This window comes from Vreelandella nanhaiensis (genome assembly GCF_003990185.1).
GTDB lineage: Bacteria > Pseudomonadota > Gammaproteobacteria > Pseudomonadales > Halomonadaceae > Vreelandella > Vreelandella nanhaiensis.
Genome location: NZ_RZHF01000004.1, coordinates 520396 through 545099, shown reverse-complemented (window position 1 = coordinate 545099; position 24704 = coordinate 520396). Strand labels below are relative to the sequence as shown.

Below are 24704 nucleotides of genomic sequence, written 5' to 3'. Positions count from 1 at the left end.
TGAAGCAATAAAGATTTGCGGTTTTTCCAATTGTAGCAACTCTGGTTGCTATCCAGAATGAGCCGTAACCAATACGAACACAGCGTTCGTCGTTTTCAGAGCTAACTCTTTCAACACTAGTTGGATTGCAACGAGTTACCCCGTTTGGATAAGGAGTCAATAATGCGTAAAGGCAATGCGCTTGTAGTCGGCGCCACCGGTATTACCGGCGGGAACCTGGCAAGCTATCTCAATGCCAGTGGCTGGACCGTTTATGGTTTATCACGCCGCCCCACGACCCAGACCGGCATTATCCCTGTTGCCGCTGATCTGCTGGATCGCAAGGCCACTGAGAAAGCCCTGGCCGATTTACCCATCACGCACGTTTTCTACTGCACCTGGATCAAGCGCGATAGCGAAAAGGCCAACGTCGAGGCCAACAGCGCGATGATGCAGAACCTGCTGGATGCCTTGCAGGGCGCGAAAATTAAGCATGTCTCGCTGGTAACTGGCACCAAGCAGTACCTGGGGTCTTTTGAGAGCTACGGCAGCGGCAAGACCGAAACACCGTTTCGTGAATCTGCGCCGCGCGTACCCGGTGAGAACTTCTACTACGCCCTTGAAGACACCATGTTCGCCGCTGCCGAACGTGACGGTTTTAGCTGGAACGTGCACCGCCCGCATACCGTGATCGGCTATGCCCTGGGTAACGCCATGAACATGGGCGTGACGCTGGCGGTTTACGCATCCATCTGCAAGGCAACCGACAAGCCGTTTACCTTCCCAGGTTCGCAGACTCAGTGGAATGCACTGACTGATCTGACTGATGCGCTAGTGCTGGCACGCCAGCTGGAGTGGGCGGCCACCACCCCAGGTGCGCATAATGAAGCGTTCAACACCGTTAACGGTGACGTTTTCCGCTGGCGCCGGTTATGGCGTGAAATTGGCGAGTTCTTCGAGCTGGAAGTCGCCGACTGCCCGGAAATGCCGCTGCCGCTGGAAACGCAAATGGCGGATATTGCGCCTATCTGGGCCGACATTGCTGAGAAGCATGACCTTGTTGAAGCCGATGTGACCAAGCTGGCTTCCTGGTGGCACACCGATGCCGATCTTGGCCGTGAGCTTGAGTGCGTCAACGATATCACCAAGTCACGGGATTTCGGCTTTGACCACTTCCGCGAAACCCGCGGCGCGTTTTTTGATCTGTTTACCCGCTTACGCGCAGAACGCATTATTCCTTAAGTAAAAACGCTGTTTAAGTCAGACCGCTACCGGGGTGCCTAATAGGCACCCCGGTTTGTGTTTGCTGCCTTGAACATCTTGCTGTGTAGCCCTGGTTCAAAGAGGTGATAGCAGTGGTTAGTTAACCGAATGCTAATGATTAAGGATAAAAAACTATTAATGGCTTTAATATACAGCAGCGATCGTTGAACCGGTTTTTATAAAGAGAGAATTTAAAGATGTTGTGAAAAAAATAAAGATATTTGAACGTACTTTACGAGAATTAAAAGCGCACTAAAGCCGAGCCTTGTTATACTTTAAAAAAGCCTAACAGCCCTGTTCCTTTTTTAATTATACGCGTTACTATAAACGTGACTCGCGTATAATGTTTTAAAGAGCGATAGATGAAATAAGGCGGTCCGCGAGTTAATGCGTGCGGGTAGTTATACTGAAAAAGCGCCCCAGCTTGAGACGCAAGAAACCTACCGCCAAGTACTATGAAGGCGTCACTGGCAATGGCGGGTAACGCAAGGGAGAGCGACGGGCTGTGTTGCCACAGTTCACAGTACCCGCACTGATTGTGCCAATCCGACAAGGCGCTGATAGGGGCTGAGTTAATAGCCGTACCCGGCGGACCGGCAGAATACTCGGTTTGATGGACGACAGGGTGTCCGGCCTGCCTATCAGCAGAGCGTCCAGGACGATCAACACTCGCCGAATGCCCATGATGACCATGACCTTGGTGGTCATAAGCGTGCTGGCTGGCCTGCAATTGAGAAATGAGCGGGCCCGCAAATAACAGACACATGGCTACCCACGCCATCGCTAACGTACAGCGGTAGTAGAGTAAGCGTGCTGAGCGAGACAGCGGCATCAAATTCAGCCCTCAGGGCGTTATAAGTGGCGTTATTGTAGCAGCCTTATGGGTGGCCGCTATTACATTGTGAAATAAATGATCGGCTGGGTTATAGCGTCTGTAAGCACTGGGTTTTATGCGGCATAACACCGCATGCTTTACGCCCGGTGTTTGAAAAGCTGTTTAATGTAATCTTTATAGTTGGGCGGTTTTTAAAATCGTTAATATTTTTCTCACACTCTGTGTTTATAGAAAGCCTGCTCTAAATCCTTAGGGAAAGATAAAACATGCTATCGAAAAAAACCGACCCGGCGCCGCCCAGGCGAAGTGGCAATGTTCTCTTTGCGTTATTAATGCGTATGCATTTCTACGTTGGGTTGCTGGTAGGGCCTTTTATATTGGTGGCCGCCCTGAGCGGTATCGTGTACGTATTAACGCCCTCGGTGGAATCCTGGCTTTACCGCGATGCGTTAACGGCCAGCACCCAGAATGCGCCACAGCCATTGGCTCGGCAAATTGAAACTGCCCAACTGGCGGCTGGCCAAACCATGCTGCCTGCCGTGGTTCGCCCCGCGCCTGATGCCGACAGCACTACGCGGGTCATGTTTGCCGACCCGACGCTTGGCCCTTCCGAGCACCGCGCCATTTTCATTGACCCGGCAACGCTCGAAGTAAAAGGGGATATGACCGTTTATGGTACTAGCGGCATATTGCCTTTTCGTACCGCGATTGATCAGTTCCATCGAAGCCTGCTGTTAGGTGATGTAGGGCGCTTATACAGTGAGCTGGCCGCCTCCTGGCTATGGATTATTGCCCTGCTAGGGCTTGTGCTTTGGGTTGCACGCCGTAAAGCGCTGCATGGTGCAAGCCCGCGTATGGCAACTCGGCGGCGGCACGCCACCGTGGGGGCATTCGCGGTCGTCGGGCTGCTGTTCTTTTCGGCCACCGGGCTTACCTGGTCGCAGTGGGCCGGAGGTAATATTGGTGAATTAAGGCAAGCCTGGGGCTGGGGCACACCCAGTGTGTCCACTGTACTTGAAGCGCCTGACGATGCGGCGAGTCACAATTCCCATGCCCATCACGATATTCACGCCGACCATGGCATGAGCAGTGCCCCCCAAGCCGGGGAGTACGCGAGCCCAGCAGGGTTTGACCAGGCGCTTGAGGCGGCCCGAAATGCAGGACTACTGGCAGACAGAATGCAGATAGAGGCGCCTGCCGGTGAGGGCCGGGCGTGGCGAGTATCGGAAATTGACCGCCACTGGCCTACCCAGGTGGACCAGGTAGCACTAGACCCCCATGGCATGCAGGTTCTTGAGCAAACCGACTTTACCACCTTTCCCCTGGCGGCAAAGCTGACGCGCTGGGGCGTCGATTTGCACATGGGCGTACTCTTTGGGCTGATCAACCAGCTGGTGTTGGCCCTGTTTGCCGCCGCCCTGGTCTTCTTGATTGTCTGGGGTTATAGGATGTGGTGGCAGCGCATCAAAGGCACCACGGTTAACCAGGCGCAGACCATGACGGCACTGTTTATCATGTTGCCCCTATCCGCTCAGCTAGGCCTGATCGCCATTATGGTGTGTTTAGGCGTCGCCTTGCCTGTACTGGGCGGCAGCCTGCTCATCATCGCGGTAATTGATGCGATACGCTGGGCGGTCTCGAAGAAGAAGACCCAAAAGGTCTAGGCACAATTTGCTATTACGCTGTAATTGAAAAAGCCTCAGGTCGCTACCTGAGGCTTTTTGGCTGACTCACAAGCGGGTTTATTCCCAGGCGGGGAAGGGGTCAGGCAGTGTTTTCCAAACCTCCATACCTGCTAGTAGCTCTCCCTCATTGAGTAGGCAGTCATCCAGCGCTTTGCGCATCCTCGCCTGATCCAAGCCCTGACCGATAAACACCAGCTCCTGGCGCATATCGCCAAACGGCTCCTGCCATTTTTCCAAAATAAAATCGCGGTATTCTGCATCCTCCGGCCATCGATCTTCCGGGATGGCTTTCCAGAACATGCCCGCTACGCCGTGGTGGGCGATTCCGCCCGCTTGGCTCCATTGGCCAGCCCACTGAGGGCGGGTAGCCAGCCAGAAAAAGCCTTTGGAGCGCAACAGGCCCTCGCCGAACCACTCGGAATGCAGCAGATCGTGAAACTTCTCTGGGTGAAAAGGGCGGCGCGCGTGGTAAGCGAAGCTGCCGATGCCGTACTCTTCGGTTTCGGGCACATGCTCGCCGCGCATCTCTTTCAACCAGCCGGGCGCCTGCTGGGCGCGCTCAAAATCGAACCTGCCGGTATTCAGTATTTTATCTAACGGCACACCGCCTTGGCGGATGGGCACCAGTTCGGCATCCGGGTTAAGCGAACGCAGAATGGCCTTTAATGAGGCAAGCTCTTTATCGCTTATCAGGTCCGTTTTACTGATTAATAGCACATCGCAAAATTCGATCTGGTCGACCAGCAGGTCGGCTACGTTACGCTCGTCTTCCTCGCCTAGGCTTTCGCCAGCTTCCTCCAGGCTTCGCGCTTCACGATATTGCTTAAGAAAGTTGACGCCATCCACGACCGTTACCAGCGTATCCAGCCGGGCCACGTGGGAAAGGCTCTGGCCGCTTTCATCTTCAAAAGTAAAAGTTTCCGCCACAGGCAGAGGTTCAGAAATACCGGTCGATTCGATCACTAAATAGTCAAATCTGCCCTCTTTGGCGAGCTGATTAACTTCGATAAGCAAATCTTCACGCAAGGTGCAGCAAATGCAGCCGTTGCTCATCTCAACCAAGCGCTCTTCAGAGCGGTTAAGCGCTACTTCACTATCCAGCGTTGATTCTCCGGGGCCACCACGTACCAGTGCGCCGTCAATATTCACCTCGCTCATATCGTTGACGATCACCGCCACGCGAAGACCTTCACGGTTGGCCAGAATATGATTCAGTACGGTGGTTTTACCGGCACCCAGAAAGCCCGATAACACCGTAACGGGCAGGGGAGAAAACGCAGTCATTGCTAGCACTCCTCTAAATTGTTTGTTATGTAATAATATAACAATAAGGAGGCGCTTAGAAGCGTTTAAGTAGATGTCCTGTAGACCTATTGCCGCTTTATCACCATCGTTAGTGGGTATTACTAGCAAGCGTTTGAGAAGGACACTCGCCAAACTGATGCTTATAGTCGTGGGCGAACTGGCTCAGATGCCAAAATCCCCAGCAAGTGGCAATCTCTGTGACCGACTGTGAAGGTGTCGCGGCCCGCAGTGCTCGGCGAACGCGATTTAGGCGTGTCATGCGCAGAAACTGCAGCGGGCTGATGCCCAGAATAGTGGTAAAGCTATACTGCAGCGTGCGTCGGCTAACGTGGGTAAGCTTGCACAGTTCCTCCATGGTAACCGGGCCTTCCAAATGCGTATCCAGGTAACGTTTAACCCGGTCGACCACTGCTTTGCGATGGGCGTAGCTGGGCGGTAGTTCACTGCTCGGCTGCTCTGCCTGAAGCAGTTCTATAAGCCCCATCAATAAAATATCCTGATGTACATGCCCGGCAATTGCGACGTTTTGATTACCAAGTAATCGCTCCAGTAAGAACGACATAGCTTTTAACGTAGTTGGCGAAATATGGTGGCGTGGAGCCCTCTGCCAGTGGGACGTTAGCGTAACGCCTTGCTGTGTTGCGGCAGCGTCTAGGGTGGGGAGGTGGATCACCAGCCCATAGATATCGAAGGCTTCGGGAGTTATCAGTTCAAAATCTTGCCCGCCTGGGCGGCACATGACCTCGTAGGCCTTGAGGGCCTGCCCGTTAATGCGCGTGCCGTTAGGGGAAGAAGGAATGCCTATCCATAGCGAGTTGGACCATACCCTGCACTGCTGGCGTAGCGCCTGTCCCGTGTGCTCCTTGAAGACCTGCATGGCTTCTAACCCTATCTCATCCAATCGGCCATAAAACCGGCCAGGGCTCAGTTGGTCATACTCCTGCTGCCAGCGAGTCAGGTTTTGGGCGTGTTCATCGGCATCGAAGGCTTCCTGAGTGCATCTTTTTGGTGCATCAAGCAAGGCGGCTGTAGGCATACGTACTCCTCAGGCAGTGGCGGCGTCGCCTAAAATTATCTGATTGTTTTATAAGTATTTGTATTTATTTAATATTTTTGGGTTTGCCAAAACTCGATACTGAAAGTTGAGTGATAGCGCTATGGTGTAAGCAAGCAATTTTTATTCCGTAACGCCAAGCGTTGGGAAAATAAATATAAGGAAACACCATGGCTCAAACCTTTCATTCCACGGTAGGCAGCCGACACTATCGCTTTAAAAGCTTAGCCGAACTGATGGCTAAAGCGACTCCGGCTCGCTCGGGCGACCGGTTGGCAGGTGTGATCGCCGAAAGCGCGGAAGAGCGCGTGGTCGCGCAGATGGTACTGGCGGAACTCCCCCTCACCATCTTTCTAAACGAAGCGCTGATTCCCTATGAACAAGATGAAATTACCCGGCTGATTATTGACGACCATGATGCCGAAGCCTTTGCGTCCATTCGGCATTTAACGGTGGGGGATTTTCGTAACTGGCTGCTCTCAGACCAAGCAACCTCTGAAGCCCTCACCGCTGTTCGCTCTGGCATTACGCCGGAAATGGCCGCAGCAGTGAGCAAGCTGATGCGCAATCAGGATTTGATTCTGGTGGGCAAGAAATGCCGAGTCACTACGGCCTTTCGTAACACCATCGGCCTGCCCGGGCGGCTTTCCACCCGGCTACAGCCCAACCACCCGACTGACGATGTCACCGGTATTGCGGCGAGCATTCTGGACGGCCTGCTCTACGGCAGCGGCGACGCGGTGATCGGGATCAATCCGGCAACCGATAACGTGGCCCAGAGCGTGAAGCTGATGCGCCTGATGGATGATGTGATTCAGAAGTATCAGATTCCCACCCAGTCCTGCGTGCTTACCCATGTGACCAATACGTTGGAAGCGATTGAGCAGGGCGCCCCGGTGGACCTGGTATTTCAGTCGATTGGCGGCACCGAGGCGACGAATCGCAGCTTCGGGTTTGATTTAAGTACGCTGGCCGAGGCCGAAGCGGCGGCTCAGTCGCTTAACCGGGGCACGGTGGGGCGCAACGTCATGTACTTTGAAACTGGCCAGGGCAGCTCGCTTTCTGCTGATGCCCATCACGGGCTTGACCAGCAAACCTGCGAGGCCCGCGCCTATGCAGTCGCCCGTAAATTCAGCCCGCTGCTGGTCAATACGGTGGTGGGTTTTATCGGCCCTGAATATTTATTCGACGGCAAGGAGATTACCCGGGCCGGGCTTGAGGACCATTTCTGCGGCAAGCTCTTGGGCGTGCCTATGGGCTGTGATGTTTGCTACACCAACCACGCCGAAGCCGACCAGAACGACATGGATAACCTGCTGACCCTGTTGGGCGTAGCGGGCTGCAATTTTGTGATGGGCATTCCGGGGTCTGACGACATCATGCTCAATTATCAAACCACCTCGTTTCACGACGCGCTCTATGCCCGCCGGGTGCTCGGGCTAAAAGCCGCACCTGAGTTTGAACGCTGGCTGGCCGAGATGCAGATTTTCAAAGATGTACAAACGCACCGACTAAACGACCAGCTACCCGCTGCGTTTGCCAACAGCCTGAGCTACCTGCCCAAGGAGCCACGCCATGACGCCTAACCCATCGCCTATTGTGGTTGAAAACCCCTGGGAGAAACTGCGCGCGTTTACCGATGCGCGCATTGGCTTGGGCCGGGCAGGCGTCAGCTTGCCCACCAGCAAACTGCTGGAGTTTCAGCTGGCCCACGCCCAGGCACAGGATGCGGTGCACTTCCCGTTGGAGGTAGACAGGCTGGCTAATCAGCTGCAAGAAGCGTTTGCCCTGGAAGAGGCGCCACTACGCTTGCACAGTCAGGCAGAAGATCGCGCCATGTATCTTCAGCGCCCTGATTTGGGCCGCCGCTTGAATGATGGTTCAAAAGAGCGTTTACAAGCGTCAGCGGCTTCCCAGTCGCGTGCGGCGCTAGCTGTGGTAATGGTTGATGGACTTTCTGCGCTGGCAGTACAGCAGAACAGCTTGCCGTTTTTAAAAGCGCTTTATCAGCAATTTGAGCAGGACGCCGCTGAGTGGCCACTAGCACCGCTCACCATTGTCGAGCAGGGACGGGTGGCAATTGGCGATGAAATTGGCGCGTTATTCAATGCCGATGCGGTGCTGGTGATGATTGGCGAACGCCCCGGGCTTAGCTCGCCGGACAGCCTGGGGCTTTATATGACTTGGGCGCCCAAGCCGGGGCTCAAGGATGACCGGCGCAACTGCATCTCCAACGTGCGTCCCGCCGGGCTGCAAATGGCTGAAGCCGCGAGGCGGCTATTTCTACTCTTGAAAGAGGCGCGCCAGGAAAAGCTTTCTGGCGTCAAACTGAAAGATCGCAGCGAGGATAATGTACTGGAAGGCGACGCAGCCGCAACAGACTTAACCCAGAACTTTCTGGTCGCCGATTAACGCTCAACCCGTCGCTAACGAATAATCACTAACAACAGCTACCCAAATAACTACATGGAACCGTTACTACGGACGCACGCCGCTGACACAGGTTTCGTTCCACACTAAAAGGGCAAAACAATGACACAATCTTCTATTGATCAGGCATATCTGGCCAAGCGCCAGCTGCGTAAAGGCACCGCAGGCTGGCTACTCCTGGCAGGGCTTGGAGTTTCTTATGTCATCTCCGGTGATTTCGCGGGATGGAACTTTGGCATCGCCGAGGCCGGGTGGGGCGGGTTTGCGATTGCTGCCTGTTTAATGGCCCTCATGTATCTGGCGCTGGTGCTGTCGCTGGCGGAAATGTCGGCTGCCATTCCGGCGGCTGGCGGTGGCTATATAGTTTTGCTCGCCAGGCGATGGGCCCCGCCGGGGGCTATTTAACCGGGCTGGCCGTACTGATCGAGTACGCTCTGGCACCCGCCGCGATCGTGATTTTTATTGGCTCAGCGATGGAAGCCCTCACCGGCCTGGATGGCCCGTTGGTGTATTTGCTGTTTTACGCAGCCTTTATCGGCATTCATCTTGCAGGTGTTGGTGAAGCGCTAAAGGTAATGATGGTGATCAGTGGGTTGGCCGTGTTTGCCATTTTAGCTACGGCGGCGGCGCTGATAGGTAGTTTTGATGCGACCAACCTGTTTGATATTGCGCCCACTGACGCGGCAGGCGCCAGCACCTTTATGCCCTATGGCTGGTACGGCATCTGGGCGGCGCTGCCGTTTGGCATGTGGCTTTTTTTAGCTGTGGAAGGCGTGCCACTTGCCGCGGAAGAAGCCAAAGACCCTGCCCGCGATATGCCCAAGGGGATTATTGCCGCGATGCTGTTTTTGCTCTTTACAGCCTTGCTGGTTGTAGTGCTGCTGGCCGGGGCTGCAGGAGCTGAAATGATTGGGCAAAGCGGTGTGCCGCTGGTAGATGCACTCAACGCGGTGGGTAACCCAACGCTTGCCACGCTCGTTAACGTGCTGGGGCTGGCGGGCCTGATTGCTTCGTTCTTCTCGATTATTTATGGCTATAGCCGCTTGGTATTTGCGCTTTCCCGTGCGGGCTATCTACCTAAACAGCTGTCGCTGACCAGTAGCCGTAAAGTGCCTTATCTGGCATTGATCGTACCCGGTATCTTCGGCTTTTTGGTCTCGTTAAGTGGTGAGGGCGATCTGATACTGGCGATGGCCGTGGTGGGAGCCACGCTTTCCTATGCGCTGATGGCGCTTAGTCATATTCTGCTGCGTCTTAAACGCCCAGAGCTGCCGCGTCCCTATAAAACGCCCGGTGGTATTGTCACATCCTCCATTGCCTTGGTGCTGGCGCTGATCGCCCTCACTGGCGTTTACGCGTTTGATCCGCGCGCCTTTAATTACACCATTGTGCTGTTTATCGCTGGGGCGGCGTATTACTTCCTGTACAGCAAGAACAAGCTGGTCGCGAAAACCGCTGAAGAGGAGTTTGCGTTGGTAATCGCCGAGCCGGAGGCAGCGCCAAGTACAGGAGTATCGACAGTATCGGCCGTGAAACCATAATCGACCATTCGTTGCTGATCTACGTAAAGGCTAGATCAACGCTCTGAGAAGCCCCTGTGTGAATGGCATAGGGGCTTTTCATCATATAGGCTGGCAAAAAAACGCTAAGAGTAATCCATGTGAAAACCACTCCTGCGTATCGCTTGGCGGCGACCATTCTGCACGGCTTTGAAGCCTACCGAACGCGCTTTAAAGCGATTACCCAGGATGCCTGCCGCCGCTTTCGTAATGGCGCCTGGCGGGATGGGCAGCAAGCTTCTGTAGAGAGAATCAATCTCTACCAGCAGAAAGTAGATGACACGTTAGAGCGTTTGCAGCTCACGTTTAGTGACGTGCTGGGCGATTGTGAGGTCTGGCGCGAAGCGCGTGCCCACTATGCAGCGATGATTAGCCAGCGCTTGGATGTCGAGTTAGCGGAAACCTTTTTTAACTCGCTGTTTTGCGCAGTCTTCAACCATCGCCATATCCACAACGACTGGATGTTTGTGGTTAGCTCGCAACCAGAGGCTGCGCGGCGCTCAAGCATTGCACTGTGTCGCCGCTACTCGGTCAACGGTGATTGGCAGGCGGCTCTGCACTGGGCCCTGGAAGGCGCGGCGCTGGAAAACCCTTTCGCCGATATGACGCGGGACACACATCTGGGGGCGGCGTTACTTTCCAACGCATTGCCTAGCGCTCTTTTACAGGCGAAGTATGCCGAGATTGAGCTGCTCAACAGCGTTTTCTACCGCAATAAAGGCGCTTATTTAGTGGGGCGCATTACCGGCGGTGGCGAGCAGGTGCCGTTGGTATTGCCCATACGCCATAATGAGCGCTTTGAAGAGAAAACGGATGGCAATTCCTGTCTGCATCTGGATACCGTGCTGGTTAATCCTAACGATGTGGCGATCATCTTCTCGTTCACCCGGGCGTATTTTCAGGTGGACGTAGCGGTGCCCGGCGAGTTCGTGGGCTATCTGCAAATGCTGATGCCCCATAAACCTGCCGGTGAGCTTTACGCCGCTATCGGCTTTTTCAAGCATGGTAAAACCGAATTTTTTCGCGCGCTTAATCATCAGGTCGCCAAACGCGAGGATCAGTTTATTATCGCCCCGGGTGTGCGCGGTATGGTGATGGCAGTGTCCGTGCTGCCAAGCGCGCGTACGGTGTTTAAAATCATCAAGGATAAGTTCGACCCCGCCAAGGACGTCACGCATAACATCGTGCGTGAAAAGTACCGCTTGGTAAAACGCCACGACCGGGTCGGCCGCATGGCCGACACCCAGGAGTTTCCCAACTTTACGGTCCACAAGGATCACTTTGCCCCCGATTGCCTGGCCCACCTGCTGGACGTTGCGCCCTCTACGGTTTACCTGAAAGGCGAGAAGGTCATCATCAAGCACTGCTATACCGAGCGCATGATGATCCCGCTGAATATTTATCTGGAACAGTGCAGCGACGAAGAACAGTTAGCGGTGCTTAAGGATTACGGCGATGCCATCAAGCAGATGGCCGCTGCCAATATTTTTCCTGGCGATATGCTGCTTAAAAACTTTGGGGTTACGCGTCAAGGGCGGGTGATCTTCTACGACTACGATGAGGTGTGCTATCTCACCGAGTGTCATTTCCGATCTATCCCCGTATCAAGTGGTAGCGATTACCTGGGTGGTGGGGGCGAAAGCTTATCCATCGGGCCCAACGATATTTTTCCTGAAGAGTTTGGCCCGTTTATGTTTGCCAATCCCGAGCGGCTTCATGTGTTTAAACAGCTCCACCCGGAGCTGTTTGACGTGGCGTATTGGAAAAGCCTGCAGCAAGCCATTCTCGATGGTCACATCATTGATGTGTACCCTTACCCTAATGAACAGCGTTTTGTAGCAGCAGCGGGGGCGTTATTCCCTCTGCCACACTGATATTAATGAGGTAACCATGACGACACTTGGTCATCTGGTCGTGTTTAGCGGCTCGGGCATCAGTGCCGAAAGCGGTATCAAGACGTTTCGCGCCAGCGACGGGCTGTGGGAAGACCACCCCGTGGAAGAGGTAGCCACACCGCAAGGCTGGCAGCGCGACCCCGAGCGCGTATTGGGCTTTTATAACCAGCGCCGGGAGCAGATCCGCAAGGCCCAACCCAATGCGGCGCACAAAGCGTTGGCAAGCCTTGAGCAGGCGGGCTTCAAGGTCACCATCATCACCCAGAATATTGACGACCTGCACGAGCGGGCAGGCTCCAGCCAGGTGATTCACCTGCATGGGGAGATATTGAAAGCGCGCTCCAGTGTGGATGAGCGCATGTGCTACCCGTTGAAAGGCAATATTGCGCTTGGCGATGTGTGCGACAAAGGCAGCCAGCTACGCCCGGATGTGGTCTGGTTTGGTGAGGCCGTACCGCTGTTTGAAGAGGCCTGCGCGATCGCAAGCCAGGCCGATTTTCTGCTGGTAGTGGGAACATCGCTTGCGGTGATGCCCGCAGCCTCACTGCTGTCTTATATCGACTACGACACACCTTGCGTGCTGATCGACCCTGACGCCGACGCGCTAAGCCCGCCCGGTGTGGCGGCCATTAACGCCACCGCCGGGGAAGGCGTGCCTACTTTGGTCGAACAGTGGAAAGCACAGGGTAAACTGGAACTACCGTGAGTTTATGACTATTCAGGTGTGTTGGGGGGGGGCAAACCAGTCCTTCATGACATCGGTAATTTGGATCATTTCCGCGGGCGAGGTGATATAGGCGGGCATGGTGTAAAGCCAACGGCCAAACGGACGCAGCCATACGCCGCGCTTGCGGGCAAAGCTCGCTACGCCTGTAAGCGCTTCCGCTGCGTACGTTTCAATCACTGCCGTGGCACCGAGTACGCGAACGTCGGCCACTGCCGGGTGAGCGTTCAGCGCGGCATCATCGAGTAGTTCGCGGCTGAGCGTTTGGTTAAGTGTGGCGATTTTTGCTAGATAATCCTCTTGCTCAAACACGCGCAAGCTCTCCAGCGCCACGCGGCAAGCCAGTGGATTACCCATAAAAGTAGGGCCATGCATAAAGGCATGATGCGCGCTGTCGCCGATAAAGGCGTCATGGACGCGATCCGTGGCAAGTGTTGCCGCATGACCCAAGTAGCCGCCGGTCAGGCCTTTAGAGAGCACCATGATATCCGGCGTGACGCCTGCATGGTCGGCGGCAAAGAGCTTGCCGGTGCGCCCGAAACCGGTAGCTACCTCGTCAAACACCAACAGTACTCCGAACTCATCGCACAGTGCTCGCGCACCACGCAGATACGCAGGGGAAGTCATGTTCAGCCCACCTGCGGCTTGCAGTAGCGGCTCCATCAGCAGGGCGGCGATCTCAGTATGGTGACGCTCGAGAATGCTGCGCAAGGCGTTAAGGTCCGCTTCGACCTGCTCCGGTGATGCCTCAAAAGGGGCGGTGGGCACAGGCGCAAAGTGGTGCTGGGGCAGCAGGGCGGCAAACAGGCTGTGCATACCCTCTTCGGGGTCACAGACCGCCATGCAACCAGTGGTGTCGCCGTGGTACGCCTTCATCAGCGAAAGCATCTTGCGCTTGCCGGGGCGGCCGGTTAGCACCTGATACTGAAGCGCCATCTTCATCGCCACTTCCATGCCCACTGAACCGCTGTCGGAGTAGAAGACATGATTAAGCCCATCGGGGGTGATACGCACCAGCTCACGGGCCAGCTGATCGGCGGGGTCGTGGGTCAGCCCGCCCAGCATCACGTGGCAAAGCGTGCCTGCCTGCTCGCGAATAGCTGCTACCAAGCGTGGATGGCCGTAACCATGAATCATGCACCACCAGGAGCAGGTGGCGTCCAGCAAGCGCTCGCCGCCTTCAAGCTCAAAGTGGGCGCCGCTGCCGCCGACGACTCGGGGAGCGGGCGCCTGGGTTTTAAGGTGCGCATAGGGGTGCCAAACCGGCGAACTCATAATATCTCCAAAGAGAGATAGCAATGGGCGGTGGCGGCATCGGGAGTAGTCAGGTGAGGAATGATGCCCAGACAGGGTGCCGCTAGTTTGCTCTCAAGATGGGCGATATTGGCCGCTAGGCGGGCAGTGTCAGCCGCAAAGGCGGGGTCAACCACGCTGCCTGCCCAGCCTGCCAGCGTCAGGCCGTCGGCGCGAATAGCTTCGGCCGTTAAACAGGCGTGATTCAGGCAGCCGAGCTTTAAACCAACCACCAGGATGACCGGAAACCCCAGCGCGATGGCGATGTCGGCAAAATCCTCCCGCTCGTTTATCGGCACGCGCCAACCACCGGCGCCCTCAATCAGTGTGAAGCGCCTAGCCGTCTGGCTAAGCGTTTCACGTAGCAGACGGGTGGTATCACAGACATTTAGCGGCTGGCCCGCTTCCAGCGCGGCCAAATGAGGCGCAATGGCCGGGGCAAGGGCAATGGGGTTGACCGTGACGTAGTCGACCGGTGGTACGCTTTGCTGTTGCAGTGCGAGGGCGTCACTATTGCGCAGCCCGTCAGGCGTTAGTGAGCTGCCAGAGGCGATGGGCTTGAGTCCCAGCGTACTCAGCTGCTGTTGTCGGGCTGCATGAAGTAGCGCGGCAGTGACCAGCGTTTTGCCCGCATCGGTATCGGTGCCGGTAACAAAGAAGCGCTTCATCAGGGTTTCTCCAGCTGCAAGTTCAGACAGTGATAAGTGACCGGCAAGCCACGAGGCTCGCGAAGCTGCTCAAAACGTGCTGCTGCCGCTGCCAAGTCAGCCCGGGTGAGAGCGGCATTGGGCCTCGCCACCTGGGCACCTACGCCCTTGATAGACGCCATGACGGCCTTGAAATCGGGGTAAAAGAATGTTTCCACCCAGGTAGATTGCTGTAGAGAAAGCAGGCCGCTTTCGCTGATGGCGGCTTCAAGCGCGCAACGTTCTGGCGTTTTCAGCAGAGCGTCCGGGCGCTGCCAGGCGGCGGCGATTTCGGCCAGCGTGCCGGGCAGCAGCGTGGTGATGAACGCCTTGCCGCCCGAGGTCAGCACGCGATAAAGCGACCGCATAACGGCGAGGCTATCGCGGCACCACTGGATCGCCAGGTTGGAAAACACTAGGTCAAACGATCCTGCGGGCAGCGGCAGCGCCTCGGCGCTGCCCTGTTGCCAGATAATCCTGTCGCCATGGTACGCCCGAGCGTGTTCCAGCATGCCTGGCGCAATATCCAATCCCGTGACGTTTGCGGTGGCGTAACGCGTGGCTAGCCGCTGTGACCAGTAGCCGGTGCCGCATCCCAGGTCGAGTATATGATTCGCTGTATATGGCAGGCCGCGCCATAGCGTCTCACCGATATGCCGCTGGGCGTTGGCCAGCGCGTCATAACGAGGTGCCGCCCGGGAGAAGGCGCGGGCCACTTTGGCCTGCCAGTCAGCCTCAGGCGGCAGTAGTGGTTGAGCAGTACGGAGACTCATACGATCTCCTCCGCGGATAACATGGCGGCCTGGGCGGCGAGCAGGGAAGCTAAACGCGCTGGCTGCGAGAGCATCGGGCAGTGGCCGCAGCGCGCAATAGGCAGCGCCTCTTGGCGCGTAGTGCGGCTGATCAACGGGTCATGCTCGCCAGCCAGGTGAACCACCGGGCAGGGGGGTACCTTCAAACGCTGACGATTATCCAGCGTGGCCAGCCAGTGAAGGCCCGTGGCCAGAGTCGCATGGTCTGCACCGGGTGTCTTGCCCAGCAGGTCGCGAAGCTGAGTGTAAGCCTGCTGGGGCGCTGGCTCGCCTTGGGCTTGCCAGCGCAAGAAGTGGCGCCAGGCCGCATCGGGGCGGCGCGCGAACACCGCTCGGAAGTCGTCGAGCTCTGCGGCAAGCGCGCTACCCGGAACACAGAACCGGGTGCCTGCTCCCAGAAGTACTAGCCCCCGCGGCGCGGGAAAATAGTCAAGTAGGGCGGTCGCCAACAGGCCGCCCAGCGACCACCCAACCCACACGGAATCGCTTGGCAAGCGGCCTGCCATGACAGTGGCAAGTTCGTCAATGGAGGCGTTGGCGGGCAGCGCGGGCGCCTTTCCGTATCCCGGCCAGTCAACGGTGACGGCATTAACGTTGTCTGGCCAGTAAGGCTGAATTGGCTGCCAGATGCGCTGGTCAATTCCCCAGCCGGAAAGCAGTACCAGGCGTGTCATGGAACCTCCCGGCGGCAGGTGTTCAGTGTTTCAAGCAATTGGTCAATATCGCTGCGTGAATGGCTGGCGCTCAGGGTGACACGCAGACGCGACTCGCATTTAGGCACCGTCGGCGGGCGAATCGCACCAACATCGATGCCCGCGTGGTGCAACCGTTCGGCCCACAGAAGTAGGCGCGATTCGCTTTTCAGGCACAGCGGCTGAATGGGCGTGCGTGATTTGCCCAGCGGCAGGTTCAGCCGTAAGGCCTCCTTACGGAAGTAGTCGATATGGCGTTCAAGGCGCTCGCGGTGTTCGGGCTCGCGCTGAACAATGGTGAGTGCTTCCAGTGTAGCGGTGGCAACGCCGGGGGGCTGCGCGGTGGTGTAGACATAGCTTCTGGCGAACTGGATCAAATGGTCAATCAGCAGTGAATCGCCCGCGACGAACGCCCCAGCGGTGCCAAGCGCCTTACCCAGGGTACCTACCAGAATCGGCACCTGCTGGCTTCCCCAGTGAGGCCCGACGCAGCCACTGCCGTTAGCGCCGGTAACGCCAAGGCCGTGGGCATCATCGATCATCAGCCAGGCGTTGTGCTGTTGGCTAACGCGCGCCAAGGCGGCAATGTCGGCCACATCGCCGTCCATGCTGAAAATGCCGTCGCTTACCACCAACTTGCAGGCACAGCCGCTGCGTGTCATCAGGCGGGTCAAATCGTCAATATCATTATGGTGATAACGCCGCGAGCGAGCGCCGCTCAGTGCACTGCCGTCAAGCAGCGAGGCGTGATTGAGGCGGTCATGGAAGATAGCCGTATCAGTACCGGCAAGCGCCTGTAGCACGCCCAGGTTCGCCATATAGCCGGTGGAAAACAGCAGCGCGCGCTCGCGCCCCGTCCATGCTGCCAAGGCTTCTTCCAGAGCCTCATGAACCGCCAGATGACCGTTCACCAGATGCGATGCTCCGGCGCCAGCGCCAAACCGGCGGGCGCCTTCGACCTGGGCGGCCTGGACCCGTGGGTCTTTCGCCAAGCCGAGGTAGTCATTACCTGCGAAATCCAGCTGGCCCGGCTGCTTGATGCGCCGAGCGCGCCACTGCTGGGCGCACTGACGGGTATCACGAGCGTTAGTCAGGCGTTCACGCCATGCTTTAGACACCGGCATCCACCGCAAGCTCGGCAGCGCGCTCGTTGAGCTGTTGCTGCTGCGCCTGTTGGGCAAGGCGGCCGGCCTGGGTTTCTTCACTTTCACAAGTCTCACGCTTTTCAGGATACAGGCCCAGCTTGGCGAACAGGGCACGGTCGCGGTCAGCCTGAGGGTTGCCGGTGGTCAGTAGCTTGTCGCCGTAGAAGATCGAGTTGGCGCCTGCCAGGAATGCCAGTGCCTGAGTAGACTCACTCATCTGTTCGCGCCCGGCCGACAGGCGCACATGGCTTTGCGGCATCATGATGCGCGCCACGGCTATGGCGCGGATAAATTCGATAGGGTCCATGTCGTCAGCGTTTTCAAGCGGTGTGCCAGGTACCTTTACCAACATGTTGATTGGCACGGACTCCGGGTGGGGGGTGAGTTTGGCCAACTGCTGTAAAAGAGCGCTTCTATCCTGGGCGCCTTCTCCCATGCCCAAGATACCGCCTGAACATACCTTCATGCCTGCCTCACGCACCGTAGCTAGCGTTTCCAGGCGGTCGCTGTAGGTGCGCGTGGTGATAATTTCGCCGTAGTAGTCAGGCGAGGTGTCCAGGTTATGGTTGTAGTAATCAAGGCCTGCATCTGCCAGGCGACTGGCCTGTTCGCCATTGACCATGCCCAGCGTCATGCAGGTCTCAAGTCCTAGGGCTTTAACCTGGCGCACCATCTCTTCAACGGCGATCAGGTCTTTATCCCGCGGGCTGCGCCAGGCAGCGCCCATGCAGAAGCGGCTAGCGCCCGCCGCTTTCGCTGCCTTGGCCTGCTCAACGACCTTTTCGATCTCCAGTAGCTTCTCTTTTTCAAGCTGAGTGTTGTAGTGGCCGGACTGCGGGCAGTATTTACAGTCTTCCGGACAGGCGCCGGTTTTGATGGACAGCAAGGTAGAGACCTGCACCGCATTGGCGGCAAAATTTGCCCGGTGAACCTGCTGAGCTTGAAACAGCAGATCGTTAAACGGTAGGGCAAACAGGGCATTGATTTCGTCTAACGTCCAGTCATGACGTGTGGCAGCTGTTACGGCCATTGGTAAACCTTTTATATTTGATAAGTTTACCAGACTTTATCGACGATACGCTTGCTATGTCAACTTTGAAAATTTTCATGGTTTACAGTGTAAGAGGTTCGTCATCCCGAATGCCCTGCTTTATACTCTGCGCCCTTTTCTTCTCTTCTTCTTTCTGGAGCGTGGATGTCTGCCTCTGATACTTCCTCTGAGTGTGATCCGGCAACCGGCCATCCGCGCCCGCCGCGGCGTGAGTTCAAGGCGCGGGGCAGTTTTGTTCGGCGTTGCGAAGGCTGTAACCTTCCTGAGCTGAACTGCCTCTGCCCGTATCAGGTGAAGGCAGAAAGCCACGCCCAGGTTTGGTTGATCACTCACCCGCTGGAGCACTATAAGCCGACCAATACCGGCCGGTTGATTGGTGACGTGCTGGCGCAAACCCAAGTGTTTACCTGGTACCGAACGGCGCCCGATGCGCAGTTGACTGCTTTACTGGCAGACCCGCGCTATGCGCCTTTCTTGATCTTTCCCGATGATCAGCCTGACTATGCCGATCGTGTGGTAGGTATGGAGGCGGTACATAACACCAAGCAGGATTCACGCATTCCGGTGTTTATCATTCTGGACGGCACCTGGCGTCAGGCGCGGCGCATGTTTCGCAAAAGCGCGTACCTGGATGAGTTGCCGGTACTGCCTTTGCGTACCGATCGTGAAACCCGCTACCGGCTGCGCAAGCCCGCTTCTAAAGCGCATTTATGCACGGTGGAAGTGGCGATTGAGCTGCTGCGTCAAGGCGGGGATGAAAGCGCAGCAGCCGTGTTGGATGACTACTTTGATGTGTTTAACGACAGCTACGCCGCCAGCCGGTTCTACACAAAAATTGCCGAACCCACCAAGGCAATGACGCGCCTGCTGGCGCGCCAGGCGGAGTAAGCAGGTTGACGGAGTAAGACTAGCGGGTAACGCCCGGCAACCAGCGCAGAAGTAATTTGCGTACCCAGTACCAACGGTTGATCAACAGGGCGGCAAAAATCAGCCCGCAGCCAAGCAACTGAAGTGGTGCCATGGTTTCGCTAAACCACAGGGCGGCAAATAGCGCTGTCCATACCGCTTCCAGCATCAAAATAACCGAGGCATGACTGGGGGTGGTCATGCCTTGAGCCTTGATCTGTATAAAAAAACGCAGCGAGCTCGAAAGCAGAACGCTTGCCATAAACCAGCCCAAAATAGAGATGTCCAGTGCCACGGGCTGGCGCTCGAAAATAAGCGAGGTAAGCGTTAATACGGCCCCCACTCCCAATAGCTGTAGCGTGGTCAGAGGAAGCGCCGGTACGTTACGCACCACGCGGGTATTGACGTTGATCAACAGAGCAAAGCAGAGCGCGGCGCACACCATTAACAGCTGGCTTTTTTCTACCTTGAAGCCGGCATTAAGAGAGAGCAGCGCGAAGCCTGCCAGCGCTATCGGCAGAGCAATCCAGGTAGAGCGCGGCGGCCGGTCGCCAAACAGAAGCTTGGCAACGACAGGAACCAGCAGTATTCCCAGGCTATTGATAAATGCGCTTTCACCCAGGTGGCTGGATGTTTGAAGCCCCATAATCCAGAAGCCGATGGCAACGCTAAACAACAGGCCGACAAAGAAACCGCGCCGAATACGCCGCGCGGGCATACGGCTTAACGTTGGCCAGGCAAAGCCCAGCAGGATCAAGCCTGCCAGCAAGAAACGGGTGCCGATAAACAGTAGCGGTGGCATGCCGGCGAGCGCTTCTTTTGAAAAGATCCACCCACCCGCTGCCACTATCGTTACTAGCAGCAGCAGGGCATCGGCCTGCCAGGGCGCACGCGTGAGCGTACTCACGCGGCGCTACCTCCAAACAGGGCGCCAGCAATTCTGAAGCCAGCAACCCAGGTACCCACGGCCGAGCCAAGCGTGGCGAGGATAAATACCAGCAGCGTGCGCGACACGCGGTTTTGCCACCAGCCTTTAAGCTGGGTGACATCTTTACGCAGCGACGAGAAGTCGCGCACTTTGGGTTTGCGCATATAAAGCTCAACCCCAGCGGCGACAAACCCGGCGCCAATGGTGGGGTTTAGCGAGGTAAGCGGTGCTGCAAAGAAGGTGGCGATCACCGTCACCGGGTGGGCCAGGGCAATAATGGTCGCCCCGCCGGACAAAATTCCGTTGATTAGGAACCACTCCAGCACCAGCTGCCAGCCGAGATCCGTATTACGTGAAAAACCAATCACAAAGCCGGTAAGCACCAGGATGGTAATCAGCCAGGGCAGGGCTTTCCAGAGCTTGGAGGGCGGCGGGGTGGCTTCCAGCGCTTCGCGCTCAATCGTGGGATTTTCAGGAAGTGGGGCTTCCAAGTGTTCAACGGTACCCTTTAAGTGCCCGGCTCCCAACACCACCAGTACGTTTTTATAGCGTCCGGGCGGGGCCTGTTCGGCCAGGCGCAGCGCCATATAGCGGTCGCGCTCGCGGATCAACGGGGTATACAGCGCTTCCGATTCGGCGGCAAACTCGCTAAAGGTGGCTTCCAGCATGTCGCCTTCTTTTAGCTTTTCTATCTCTTCCTTGGAAACATCCTGACGCGACAGCACGCTGCCGATCAGCCCGGAGAAGAGCGAAAACCGCTGCCACCAGGGCACATTGCGGTAAATGCGCTTCAAGGTTACGCCTACATCGCGGTCCACTAGCAGCAGCGGCAGGTTGCGCGAGCGGCACTCTTCAAGAGCTGCACGCATCTCGGCGCCAGGCTCGATACCCGACTGCTCGGCAATGCGCTGCTGGAAAGCGCCCAGTGCGAGACTTGCCGCCACCATCCCGGCCTTACCTTGCTTGAATACCTGAAAAAGATCCTGCTCGCCCATGGCGTCGGGGTTGTTCATGCTGTGATGGCGGGCATCGCAAAGCTCGATGGCGATAGCATCGAACTGGCCGCTATCGGCCAGCATGCGAACATCGTCGGCACTTTGTGCTGATACGTGCGCGGTGCCCAGCAGCGTGTAAGTAGTGTCACCAATGCTGACCGCTTTCAGCGGCCCGCTGGTCGCTGGTATAGCGTCAGGTGCCGTTGCCAGCGGAGTGATATCGTCTTGATTCATGATTTTTCAACTCAAATAGTAAAGCGGTGTCATACGGGCTAGCGTCGCCAGAAAGCCGGCGTAAACAGAACGAGCACCGTGAAAATTTCCAGGCGGCCCATCAGCATCGCAAGCACTAATATCCATTTGGCAAGGCTTGGCAGTTCGCCGTAGTGGCTGCTGGCTTCCCCCAGAGCAGGGCCAAGGTTATTAAGCGCAGAACCCACCGTAGACCAGGCGGTAATCTGGTCAACGCCGGTAGCCATTACGCCTACCATCATCAGGAAAAACAGCATGACGTAGGCGGAGAAAAATCCCCATACGGCCTGGGCAATGCTGTCGGGGACGCTCATCTTGCCGACCTTGACCGCAATCACCGCATTGGGGTGAATCAAACGCATGACTTCGCGCATGCCCTGTTTAACGATCAGGATGATGCGGATCACTTTCATGCCCCCCGCGGTTGACCCCGAACATCCACCCACAAAGGCGGCAATAAACAGTAAGAAAGGCAGCGCGCCAGGCCAAGCCGAAAAGTCAGCTACTGAGAAGCCCGCCGTGGTGGCCACCGATACCACCTCGAAAAGGCCGTATCGTAAGCCGCTCATCGTATCGTAGGTTTGCGTCAGCCACAGGGTGATCGCGGCAATGGTGACCAGCCCAGCCAGAAACAGCATCAAAAAGCGGGCTTCCGGGTCCTGGAAGTAGTGCAGCAGACGCTTTTCGCGCCAGGCCATGAAGTGCAGGCTGAAACTGAACGCTGAAATCAGCATAAAGCCCACGCAGATCAGTTCGATAGAGGGGCTGTTGAAGTAGCCGATGCTGGCATCGTGGGTAGAGAAACCGCCAATCGCGACGGTGGAAAAACTGTGCCCTAAGGCATCGAACCAATCCATGCCCGCAAGCATGTAGGCCACCATGCAGGCAATGGTCAGCGTGGCATAGATATACCAGAGCGCTTTGGCCGTTTCGGTAATTCTGGGAGTCAGCTTTGAGTCCTTTAGCGGCCCCGGAATCTCGGTGCGGTAAAGCGCCATGCCGCCTACCCCCAGCGTGGGCAGGATGGCCACGGCTAGCACCACGATCCCCATGCCGCCCAGCCACTGAAGCTGCTGGCGGTAGTAGCGAATCGATTCGGGCAGAAAATCGATGCCTGTGATGACCGTTGCCCCTGTGGTGGTAAGGCCCGAGAACGACTCAAACACCGCATCCGTAATGCCCAGCGCAGCATCGCCAAACAGCATCAAGGGCAGCGAACCGAACAGGGCAAGTACTGTCCAGAACATGGCGGCAATCAGGAAGCCATCGCGGATGCGCAGTTCCTTGCGCGCCCGCCGGTTAGGCAGGTAGAGGACCAGTCCTGTCAGCACCGTGATGGCAATACCGATCATGAAGGCATACCAGACCCCATCGCGAAACCAAAAAGAAATCAGCATGGGAGGGAGCATGGTCAAGCTGAACAGCATCAGCAGCAGCCCTAAAATGCGTAGGATTACCCGCAGACTCATGGTTGTTGCATGCTCCTAAAAGAACGTCAAACCGACCTGGAACAGGCGTTCCACATCGCGGATACGGCGCTTGTCGATCACGAACAGAATCACGTGATCGCCGCTTTCCACCGCGACCTCCCCGTGGGCGATAATGACCTCCTTGCCGCGCACGATTGCCCCAATGGTGGTGCCTTCGGGCAGGTTAATCTCGCTGATGGTACGCCCCACTACCTTGGATGACTGCTTGTCGCCGTGGGCAATGGCCTCAATCGCCTCGGCTGCCCCACGGCGCAGCGAGTGCACGTTGACGATATCGCCCCGGCGTACGTGAGTTAACAAGCTGCCGATGGTGGCCTGCTGGGGGGAGATCGCGATATCAATCTCGCCGCCCTGCACCAGATCCACGTAGGCGGCGTTGTTGATCAGCGTCAGCACCTTCTTGGCGCCCAACCGTTTGGCGAGCAGCGACGACATGATGTTGACCTCATCGTCGTTGGTCAGCGCGCAGAAGATATCGCAGTCCTCGATGTTCTCTTCCTCCAGCAGCCGCTTGCTGGTCGCGCTGCCGTGGAGCACCACGGTGCGGTCGAGCCGCTCGGACAGCGTGGTGCAGCGCTCGAGGTTGTGCTCGATGATCTTGACTTGGTGGGTATGCTCCAGGTGCTCGGCCAGACGCTCGCCGATATTGCCGCCTCCGGCAATCACCACCCGGCGAAAGCCCCGTTCGACACGCCGAAGCTCGCTCATCACCGCGCGGATGTCCCGTCGGGCGGCGAGGAAGAATACCTCGTCGTCGGCTTCAATCACCGTATCGCCGCGGGGAATGATCGGCCGGTTACGCCGATAGATGGCCGCCACACGGGTATCCACGTTGGGCATATGGCGGCGAAGAAAGGCCAGGTCCTGGCCTACCAGTGGCCCGCCAAACACGGCTTTCACCGCCACCAGCTGTACCAGCCCCCCAGCAAAGTCCAGCACCTGCAGGGCGCCGGGATGTTCGATCAGACGGCGCACGTGATCGGTGACCACCTGTTCGGGACTGATCAATACATCAATGGGGATGGCTTCGTGGGCAAACAGCCCCTTGCGAGTCAGGTAGGGTGTGGCGCGTACCCGGGCAATCTTGGTGGGCGTACGAAACAGGGTATGGGCGACCTGACAGGCGATCATGTTGACTTCGTCGGTATTGGTCACCGCGATCAGCATATCGGCGTCTTCACAGCCCGCCTGACGCAGCACGATGGGGTAGGAGCCTGCGCCGGTAACGGTGCGGATATCGAGCTTGGTATGCAGCTCGCGCAGCTTGTTGGCGTCGGTGTCCACGACGGTGATGTCGTTCTCCTCGCGGGCGAGGTGCTCCGCCAGGGTGCCGCCGACCTGGCCGGCGCCGAGAATGATGATTTTCATTACTGAGCATCGGTTCCATTGAAAGCGCCAGCGCAATGTCTAATGTGAAGTTCTAACTTAATGCGCTGCAATAAAGACGGCGGCCAGTGTAAACCAGCCGCCGTTGAAAAGCAGGTGAGGATTATTCCAATGTAAAACCGACTTTTACAGTGACCTGCCAGTGAGCCACTCGGCCATCTTCAATATGGCCGCGCGTGTCGGTGACTTCCAGCCAGCGCATGTGCTGAAGGGTTTCTGATGCCTTGGCGAGTGCGTTCTGCACGGCTTCCTCGATGCCTTTCTCGGAAGAGCCGGTGATTTCTACGTGCTTGTAGGTGTGATGAGTCATGGTATCTCCATCCTTAGTCATGAATTCAC

Annotated in this window: 21 protein-coding genes and 1 pseudogene; 8 read left to right on the top strand and 14 right to left on the bottom strand. The window is 56.9% G+C overall.

Features of this window, described 5'->3' with window-relative positions; translation table 11 throughout:
* Positions 1 to 162: 162 nt before the first annotated feature.
* Positions 163 to 1221 (top strand): SDR family oxidoreductase, encoded by a 1059-nt coding sequence (locus ELY38_RS02940; RefSeq protein WP_127060003.1) that lies wholly within the window; start codon positions 163 to 165, stop codon positions 1219 to 1221.
* A gap of 289 nt (positions 1222 to 1510) precedes the next feature.
* Here ELY38_RS02940 and ELY38_RS19605 read toward each other — a convergent pair whose 3' ends face one another.
* Positions 1511 to 2008 (bottom strand): DUF2946 domain-containing protein, encoded by a 498-nt coding sequence (locus ELY38_RS19605; RefSeq protein ID WP_422822309.1) that lies wholly within the window; start codon positions 2006 to 2008, stop codon positions 1511 to 1513.
* Positions 2009 to 2343: 335 nt separating this feature from the next.
* Between ELY38_RS19605 and ELY38_RS02930 the strand changes: the two genes are divergently transcribed.
* Entirely contained in the window at positions 2344 to 3741 is a 1398-nt protein-coding gene (locus tag ELY38_RS02930) for a PepSY-associated TM helix domain-containing protein (RefSeq protein WP_340148026.1), read from the top strand.
* A 78-nt stretch (positions 3742 to 3819) separates the two neighbouring features.
* Here ELY38_RS02930 and zigA read toward each other — a convergent pair whose 3' ends face one another.
* Positions 3820 to 5046, bottom strand: a complete 1227-nt coding sequence (gene zigA, locus ELY38_RS02925; RefSeq protein WP_127060001.1) for a zinc metallochaperone GTPase ZigA — start codon at positions 5044 to 5046, stop codon at positions 3820 to 3822.
* 109 nt (positions 5047 to 5155) lie between these two features.
* A complete protein-coding gene (locus ELY38_RS02920) occupies positions 5156 to 6103 on the bottom strand; it encodes a helix-turn-helix domain-containing protein (protein ID WP_127060000.1) in 948 nt (315 codons plus the stop codon).
* 188 nt (positions 6104 to 6291) lie between these two features.
* Between ELY38_RS02920 and ELY38_RS02915 the strand changes: the two genes are divergently transcribed.
* The 5 genes and pseudogenes from ELY38_RS02915 to ELY38_RS02895 all read left to right on the top strand — a co-directional run bounded on the left by ELY38_RS02915 (position 6292) and on the right by ELY38_RS02895 (position 12711).
* A complete protein-coding gene (locus ELY38_RS02915) occupies positions 6292 to 7707 on the top strand; it encodes an ethanolamine ammonia-lyase subunit EutB (RefSeq protein WP_127059999.1) in 1416 nt (471 codons plus the stop codon).
* Positions 7697 to 8533, top strand: coding sequence for an ethanolamine ammonia-lyase subunit EutC (gene eutC / locus ELY38_RS02910; protein WP_127059998.1), 837 nt, complete (start codon positions 7697 to 7699; stop codon positions 8531 to 8533). Before ELY38_RS02915 ends, eutC begins: the two co-directional genes overlap by 11 nt.
* A 120-nt stretch (positions 8534 to 8653) precedes the next feature.
* Positions 8654 to 10092: pseudogene (gene eat / locus ELY38_RS02905) on the top strand (ethanolamine permease).
* A gap of 119 nt (positions 10093 to 10211) precedes the next feature.
* A complete protein-coding gene (aceK, locus tag ELY38_RS02900) occupies positions 10212 to 11984 on the top strand; it encodes a bifunctional isocitrate dehydrogenase kinase/phosphatase (RefSeq protein ID WP_127059997.1) in 1773 nt (590 codons plus the stop codon).
* Positions 11985 to 12000: 16 nt separating this feature from the next.
* Positions 12001 to 12711: an SIR2 family NAD-dependent protein deacylase gene (locus ELY38_RS02895; protein WP_127059996.1), complete on the top strand. Its 711-nt coding sequence runs from the start codon at positions 12001 to 12003 to the stop codon at positions 12709 to 12711.
* Between the two features lie 12 nt (positions 12712 to 12723).
* Here the strand turns inward: ELY38_RS02895 and bioA are convergent, their stop codons facing one another.
* From bioA to bioB, 6 genes are read right to left on the bottom strand one after another with little or no spacing between them, the layout of a single operon-like run.
* The gene (gene bioA / locus ELY38_RS02890) at positions 12724 to 14004 is read right to left on the bottom strand and encodes an adenosylmethionine--8-amino-7-oxononanoate transaminase (RefSeq protein WP_127059995.1); all 1281 of its coding nucleotides are present in this window, start codon (positions 14002 to 14004) and stop codon (positions 12724 to 12726) included.
* Positions 14001 to 14690 carry a dethiobiotin synthase gene (bioD, locus tag ELY38_RS02885; protein ID WP_127059994.1) on the bottom strand — a complete coding sequence of 230 codons (690 nt, stop codon included), beginning with the start codon at positions 14688 to 14690 and terminating at the stop codon, positions 14001 to 14003. Before bioD ends, bioA begins: the two co-directional genes overlap by 4 nt.
* Complete coding sequence (locus tag ELY38_RS02880; protein WP_127059993.1) at positions 14690 to 15481, bottom strand: methyltransferase domain-containing protein; 792 nt, start codon at positions 15479 to 15481, stop codon at positions 14690 to 14692. Before ELY38_RS02880 ends, bioD begins: the two co-directional genes overlap by 1 nt.
* A complete protein-coding gene (locus ELY38_RS02875; protein ID WP_127059992.1) occupies positions 15478 to 16194 on the bottom strand; it encodes an alpha/beta fold hydrolase in 717 nt (238 codons plus the stop codon). The genes ELY38_RS02880 and ELY38_RS02875 overlap by 4 nt, the downstream gene beginning before the upstream one ends.
* Positions 16191 to 17336 carry an 8-amino-7-oxononanoate synthase gene (gene bioF / locus ELY38_RS02870; RefSeq protein ID WP_127059991.1) on the bottom strand — a complete coding sequence of 382 codons (1146 nt, stop codon included), beginning with the start codon at positions 17334 to 17336 and terminating at the stop codon, positions 16191 to 16193. The genes ELY38_RS02875 and bioF overlap by 4 nt, the downstream gene beginning before the upstream one ends.
* A complete protein-coding gene (gene bioB, locus ELY38_RS02865) occupies positions 17323 to 18387 on the bottom strand; it encodes a biotin synthase BioB (protein ID WP_127059990.1) in 1065 nt (354 codons plus the stop codon). The genes bioF and bioB overlap by 14 nt, the downstream gene beginning before the upstream one ends.
* A gap of 165 nt (positions 18388 to 18552) precedes the next feature.
* Here bioB and ELY38_RS02860 point away from each other — a divergent pair, with 165 nt between their 5' ends.
* A complete protein-coding gene (locus tag ELY38_RS02860) occupies positions 18553 to 19296 on the top strand; it encodes a tRNA-uridine aminocarboxypropyltransferase (RefSeq protein WP_127059989.1) in 744 nt (247 codons plus the stop codon).
* Between the two features lie 19 nt (positions 19297 to 19315).
* Here the strand turns inward: ELY38_RS02860 and ELY38_RS02855 are convergent, their stop codons facing one another.
* The 5 genes from ELY38_RS02855 to ELY38_RS02835 form a co-directional block, all read right to left on the bottom strand.
* The gene (locus ELY38_RS02855; RefSeq protein WP_127059988.1) at positions 19316 to 20221 is read right to left on the bottom strand and encodes a DMT family transporter; all 906 of its coding nucleotides are present in this window, start codon (positions 20219 to 20221) and stop codon (positions 19316 to 19318) included.
* Complete coding sequence (locus tag ELY38_RS02850) at positions 20218 to 21471, bottom strand: TraB/GumN family protein (RefSeq protein ID WP_127059987.1); 1254 nt, start codon at positions 21469 to 21471, stop codon at positions 20218 to 20220. Before ELY38_RS02850 ends, ELY38_RS02855 begins: the two co-directional genes overlap by 4 nt.
* A gap of 38 nt (positions 21472 to 21509) precedes the next feature.
* Positions 21510 to 22958 carry a TrkH family potassium uptake protein gene (locus ELY38_RS02845; protein ID WP_127059986.1) on the bottom strand — a complete coding sequence of 483 codons (1449 nt, stop codon included), beginning with the start codon at positions 22956 to 22958 and terminating at the stop codon, positions 21510 to 21512.
* A 15-nt stretch (positions 22959 to 22973) separates the two neighbouring features.
* Positions 22974 to 24347, bottom strand: a complete 1374-nt coding sequence (gene trkA / locus ELY38_RS02840) for a Trk system potassium transporter TrkA (RefSeq protein ID WP_127059985.1) — start codon at positions 24345 to 24347, stop codon at positions 22974 to 22976.
* A 121-nt stretch (positions 24348 to 24468) separates the two neighbouring features.
* A complete protein-coding gene (locus ELY38_RS02835) occupies positions 24469 to 24675 on the bottom strand; it encodes a dodecin (protein ID WP_126950666.1) in 207 nt (68 codons plus the stop codon).
* Between the last annotated feature and the right edge of the window lie 29 nt (positions 24676 to 24704).

Excerpts from the sequence above, each read along its gene's own strand:
- ELY38_RS02940 (WP_127060003.1), top strand. The coding sequence starts at position 163 with ATGCGTAAAGGCAATGCGCTTGTAGTCGGCGCCACCGGTATTACCGGC.
- ELY38_RS19605 (WP_422822309.1), bottom strand. The coding sequence starts at position 2,008 with ATGTGTCTGTTATTTGCGGGCCCGCTCATTTCTCAATTGCAGGCCAGC.
- ELY38_RS02930 (WP_340148026.1), top strand. The coding sequence starts at position 2,344 with ATGCTATCGAAAAAAACCGACCCGGCGCCGCCCAGGCGAAGTGGCAAT.
- zigA (WP_127060001.1), bottom strand. The coding sequence starts at position 5,046 with ATGACTGCGTTTTCTCCCCTGCCCGTTACGGTGTTATCGGGCTTTCTG.
- ELY38_RS02920 (WP_127060000.1), bottom strand. The coding sequence starts at position 6,103 with ATGCCTACAGCCGCCTTGCTTGATGCACCAAAAAGATGCACTCAGGAA.
- ELY38_RS02915 (WP_127059999.1), top strand. The coding sequence starts at position 6,292 with ATGGCTCAAACCTTTCATTCCACGGTAGGCAGCCGACACTATCGCTTT.
- eutC (WP_127059998.1), top strand. The coding sequence starts at position 7,697 with ATGACGCCTAACCCATCGCCTATTGTGGTTGAAAACCCCTGGGAGAAA.
- ELY38_RS02895 (WP_127059996.1), top strand. The coding sequence starts at position 12,001 with ATGACGACACTTGGTCATCTGGTCGTGTTTAGCGGCTCGGGCATCAGT.
- bioA (WP_127059995.1), bottom strand. The coding sequence starts at position 14,004 with ATGAGTTCGCCGGTTTGGCACCCCTATGCGCACCTTAAAACCCAGGCG.
- bioD (WP_127059994.1), bottom strand. The coding sequence starts at position 14,690 with ATGAAGCGCTTCTTTGTTACCGGCACCGATACCGATGCGGGCAAAACG.
- ELY38_RS02880 (WP_127059993.1), bottom strand. The coding sequence starts at position 15,481 with ATGAGTCTCCGTACTGCTCAACCACTACTGCCGCCTGAGGCTGACTGG.
- ELY38_RS02875 (WP_127059992.1), bottom strand. The coding sequence starts at position 16,194 with ATGACACGCCTGGTACTGCTTTCCGGCTGGGGAATTGACCAGCGCATC.
- bioF (WP_127059991.1), bottom strand. The coding sequence starts at position 17,336 with ATGCCGGTGTCTAAAGCATGGCGTGAACGCCTGACTAACGCTCGTGAT.
- bioB (WP_127059990.1), bottom strand. The coding sequence starts at position 18,387 with ATGGCCGTAACAGCTGCCACACGTCATGACTGGACGTTAGACGAAATC.
- ELY38_RS02860 (WP_127059989.1), top strand. The coding sequence starts at position 18,553 with ATGTCTGCCTCTGATACTTCCTCTGAGTGTGATCCGGCAACCGGCCAT.
- ELY38_RS02850 (WP_127059987.1), bottom strand. The coding sequence starts at position 21,471 with ATGAATCAAGACGATATCACTCCGCTGGCAACGGCACCTGACGCTATA.
- ELY38_RS02845 (WP_127059986.1), bottom strand. The coding sequence starts at position 22,958 with ATGAGTCTGCGGGTAATCCTACGCATTTTAGGGCTGCTGCTGATGCTG.
- trkA (WP_127059985.1), bottom strand. The coding sequence starts at position 24,347 with ATGAAAATCATCATTCTCGGCGCCGGCCAGGTCGGCGGCACCCTGGCG.
- ELY38_RS02835 (WP_126950666.1), bottom strand. The coding sequence starts at position 24,675 with ATGACTCATCACACCTACAAGCACGTAGAAATCACCGGCTCTTCCGAG.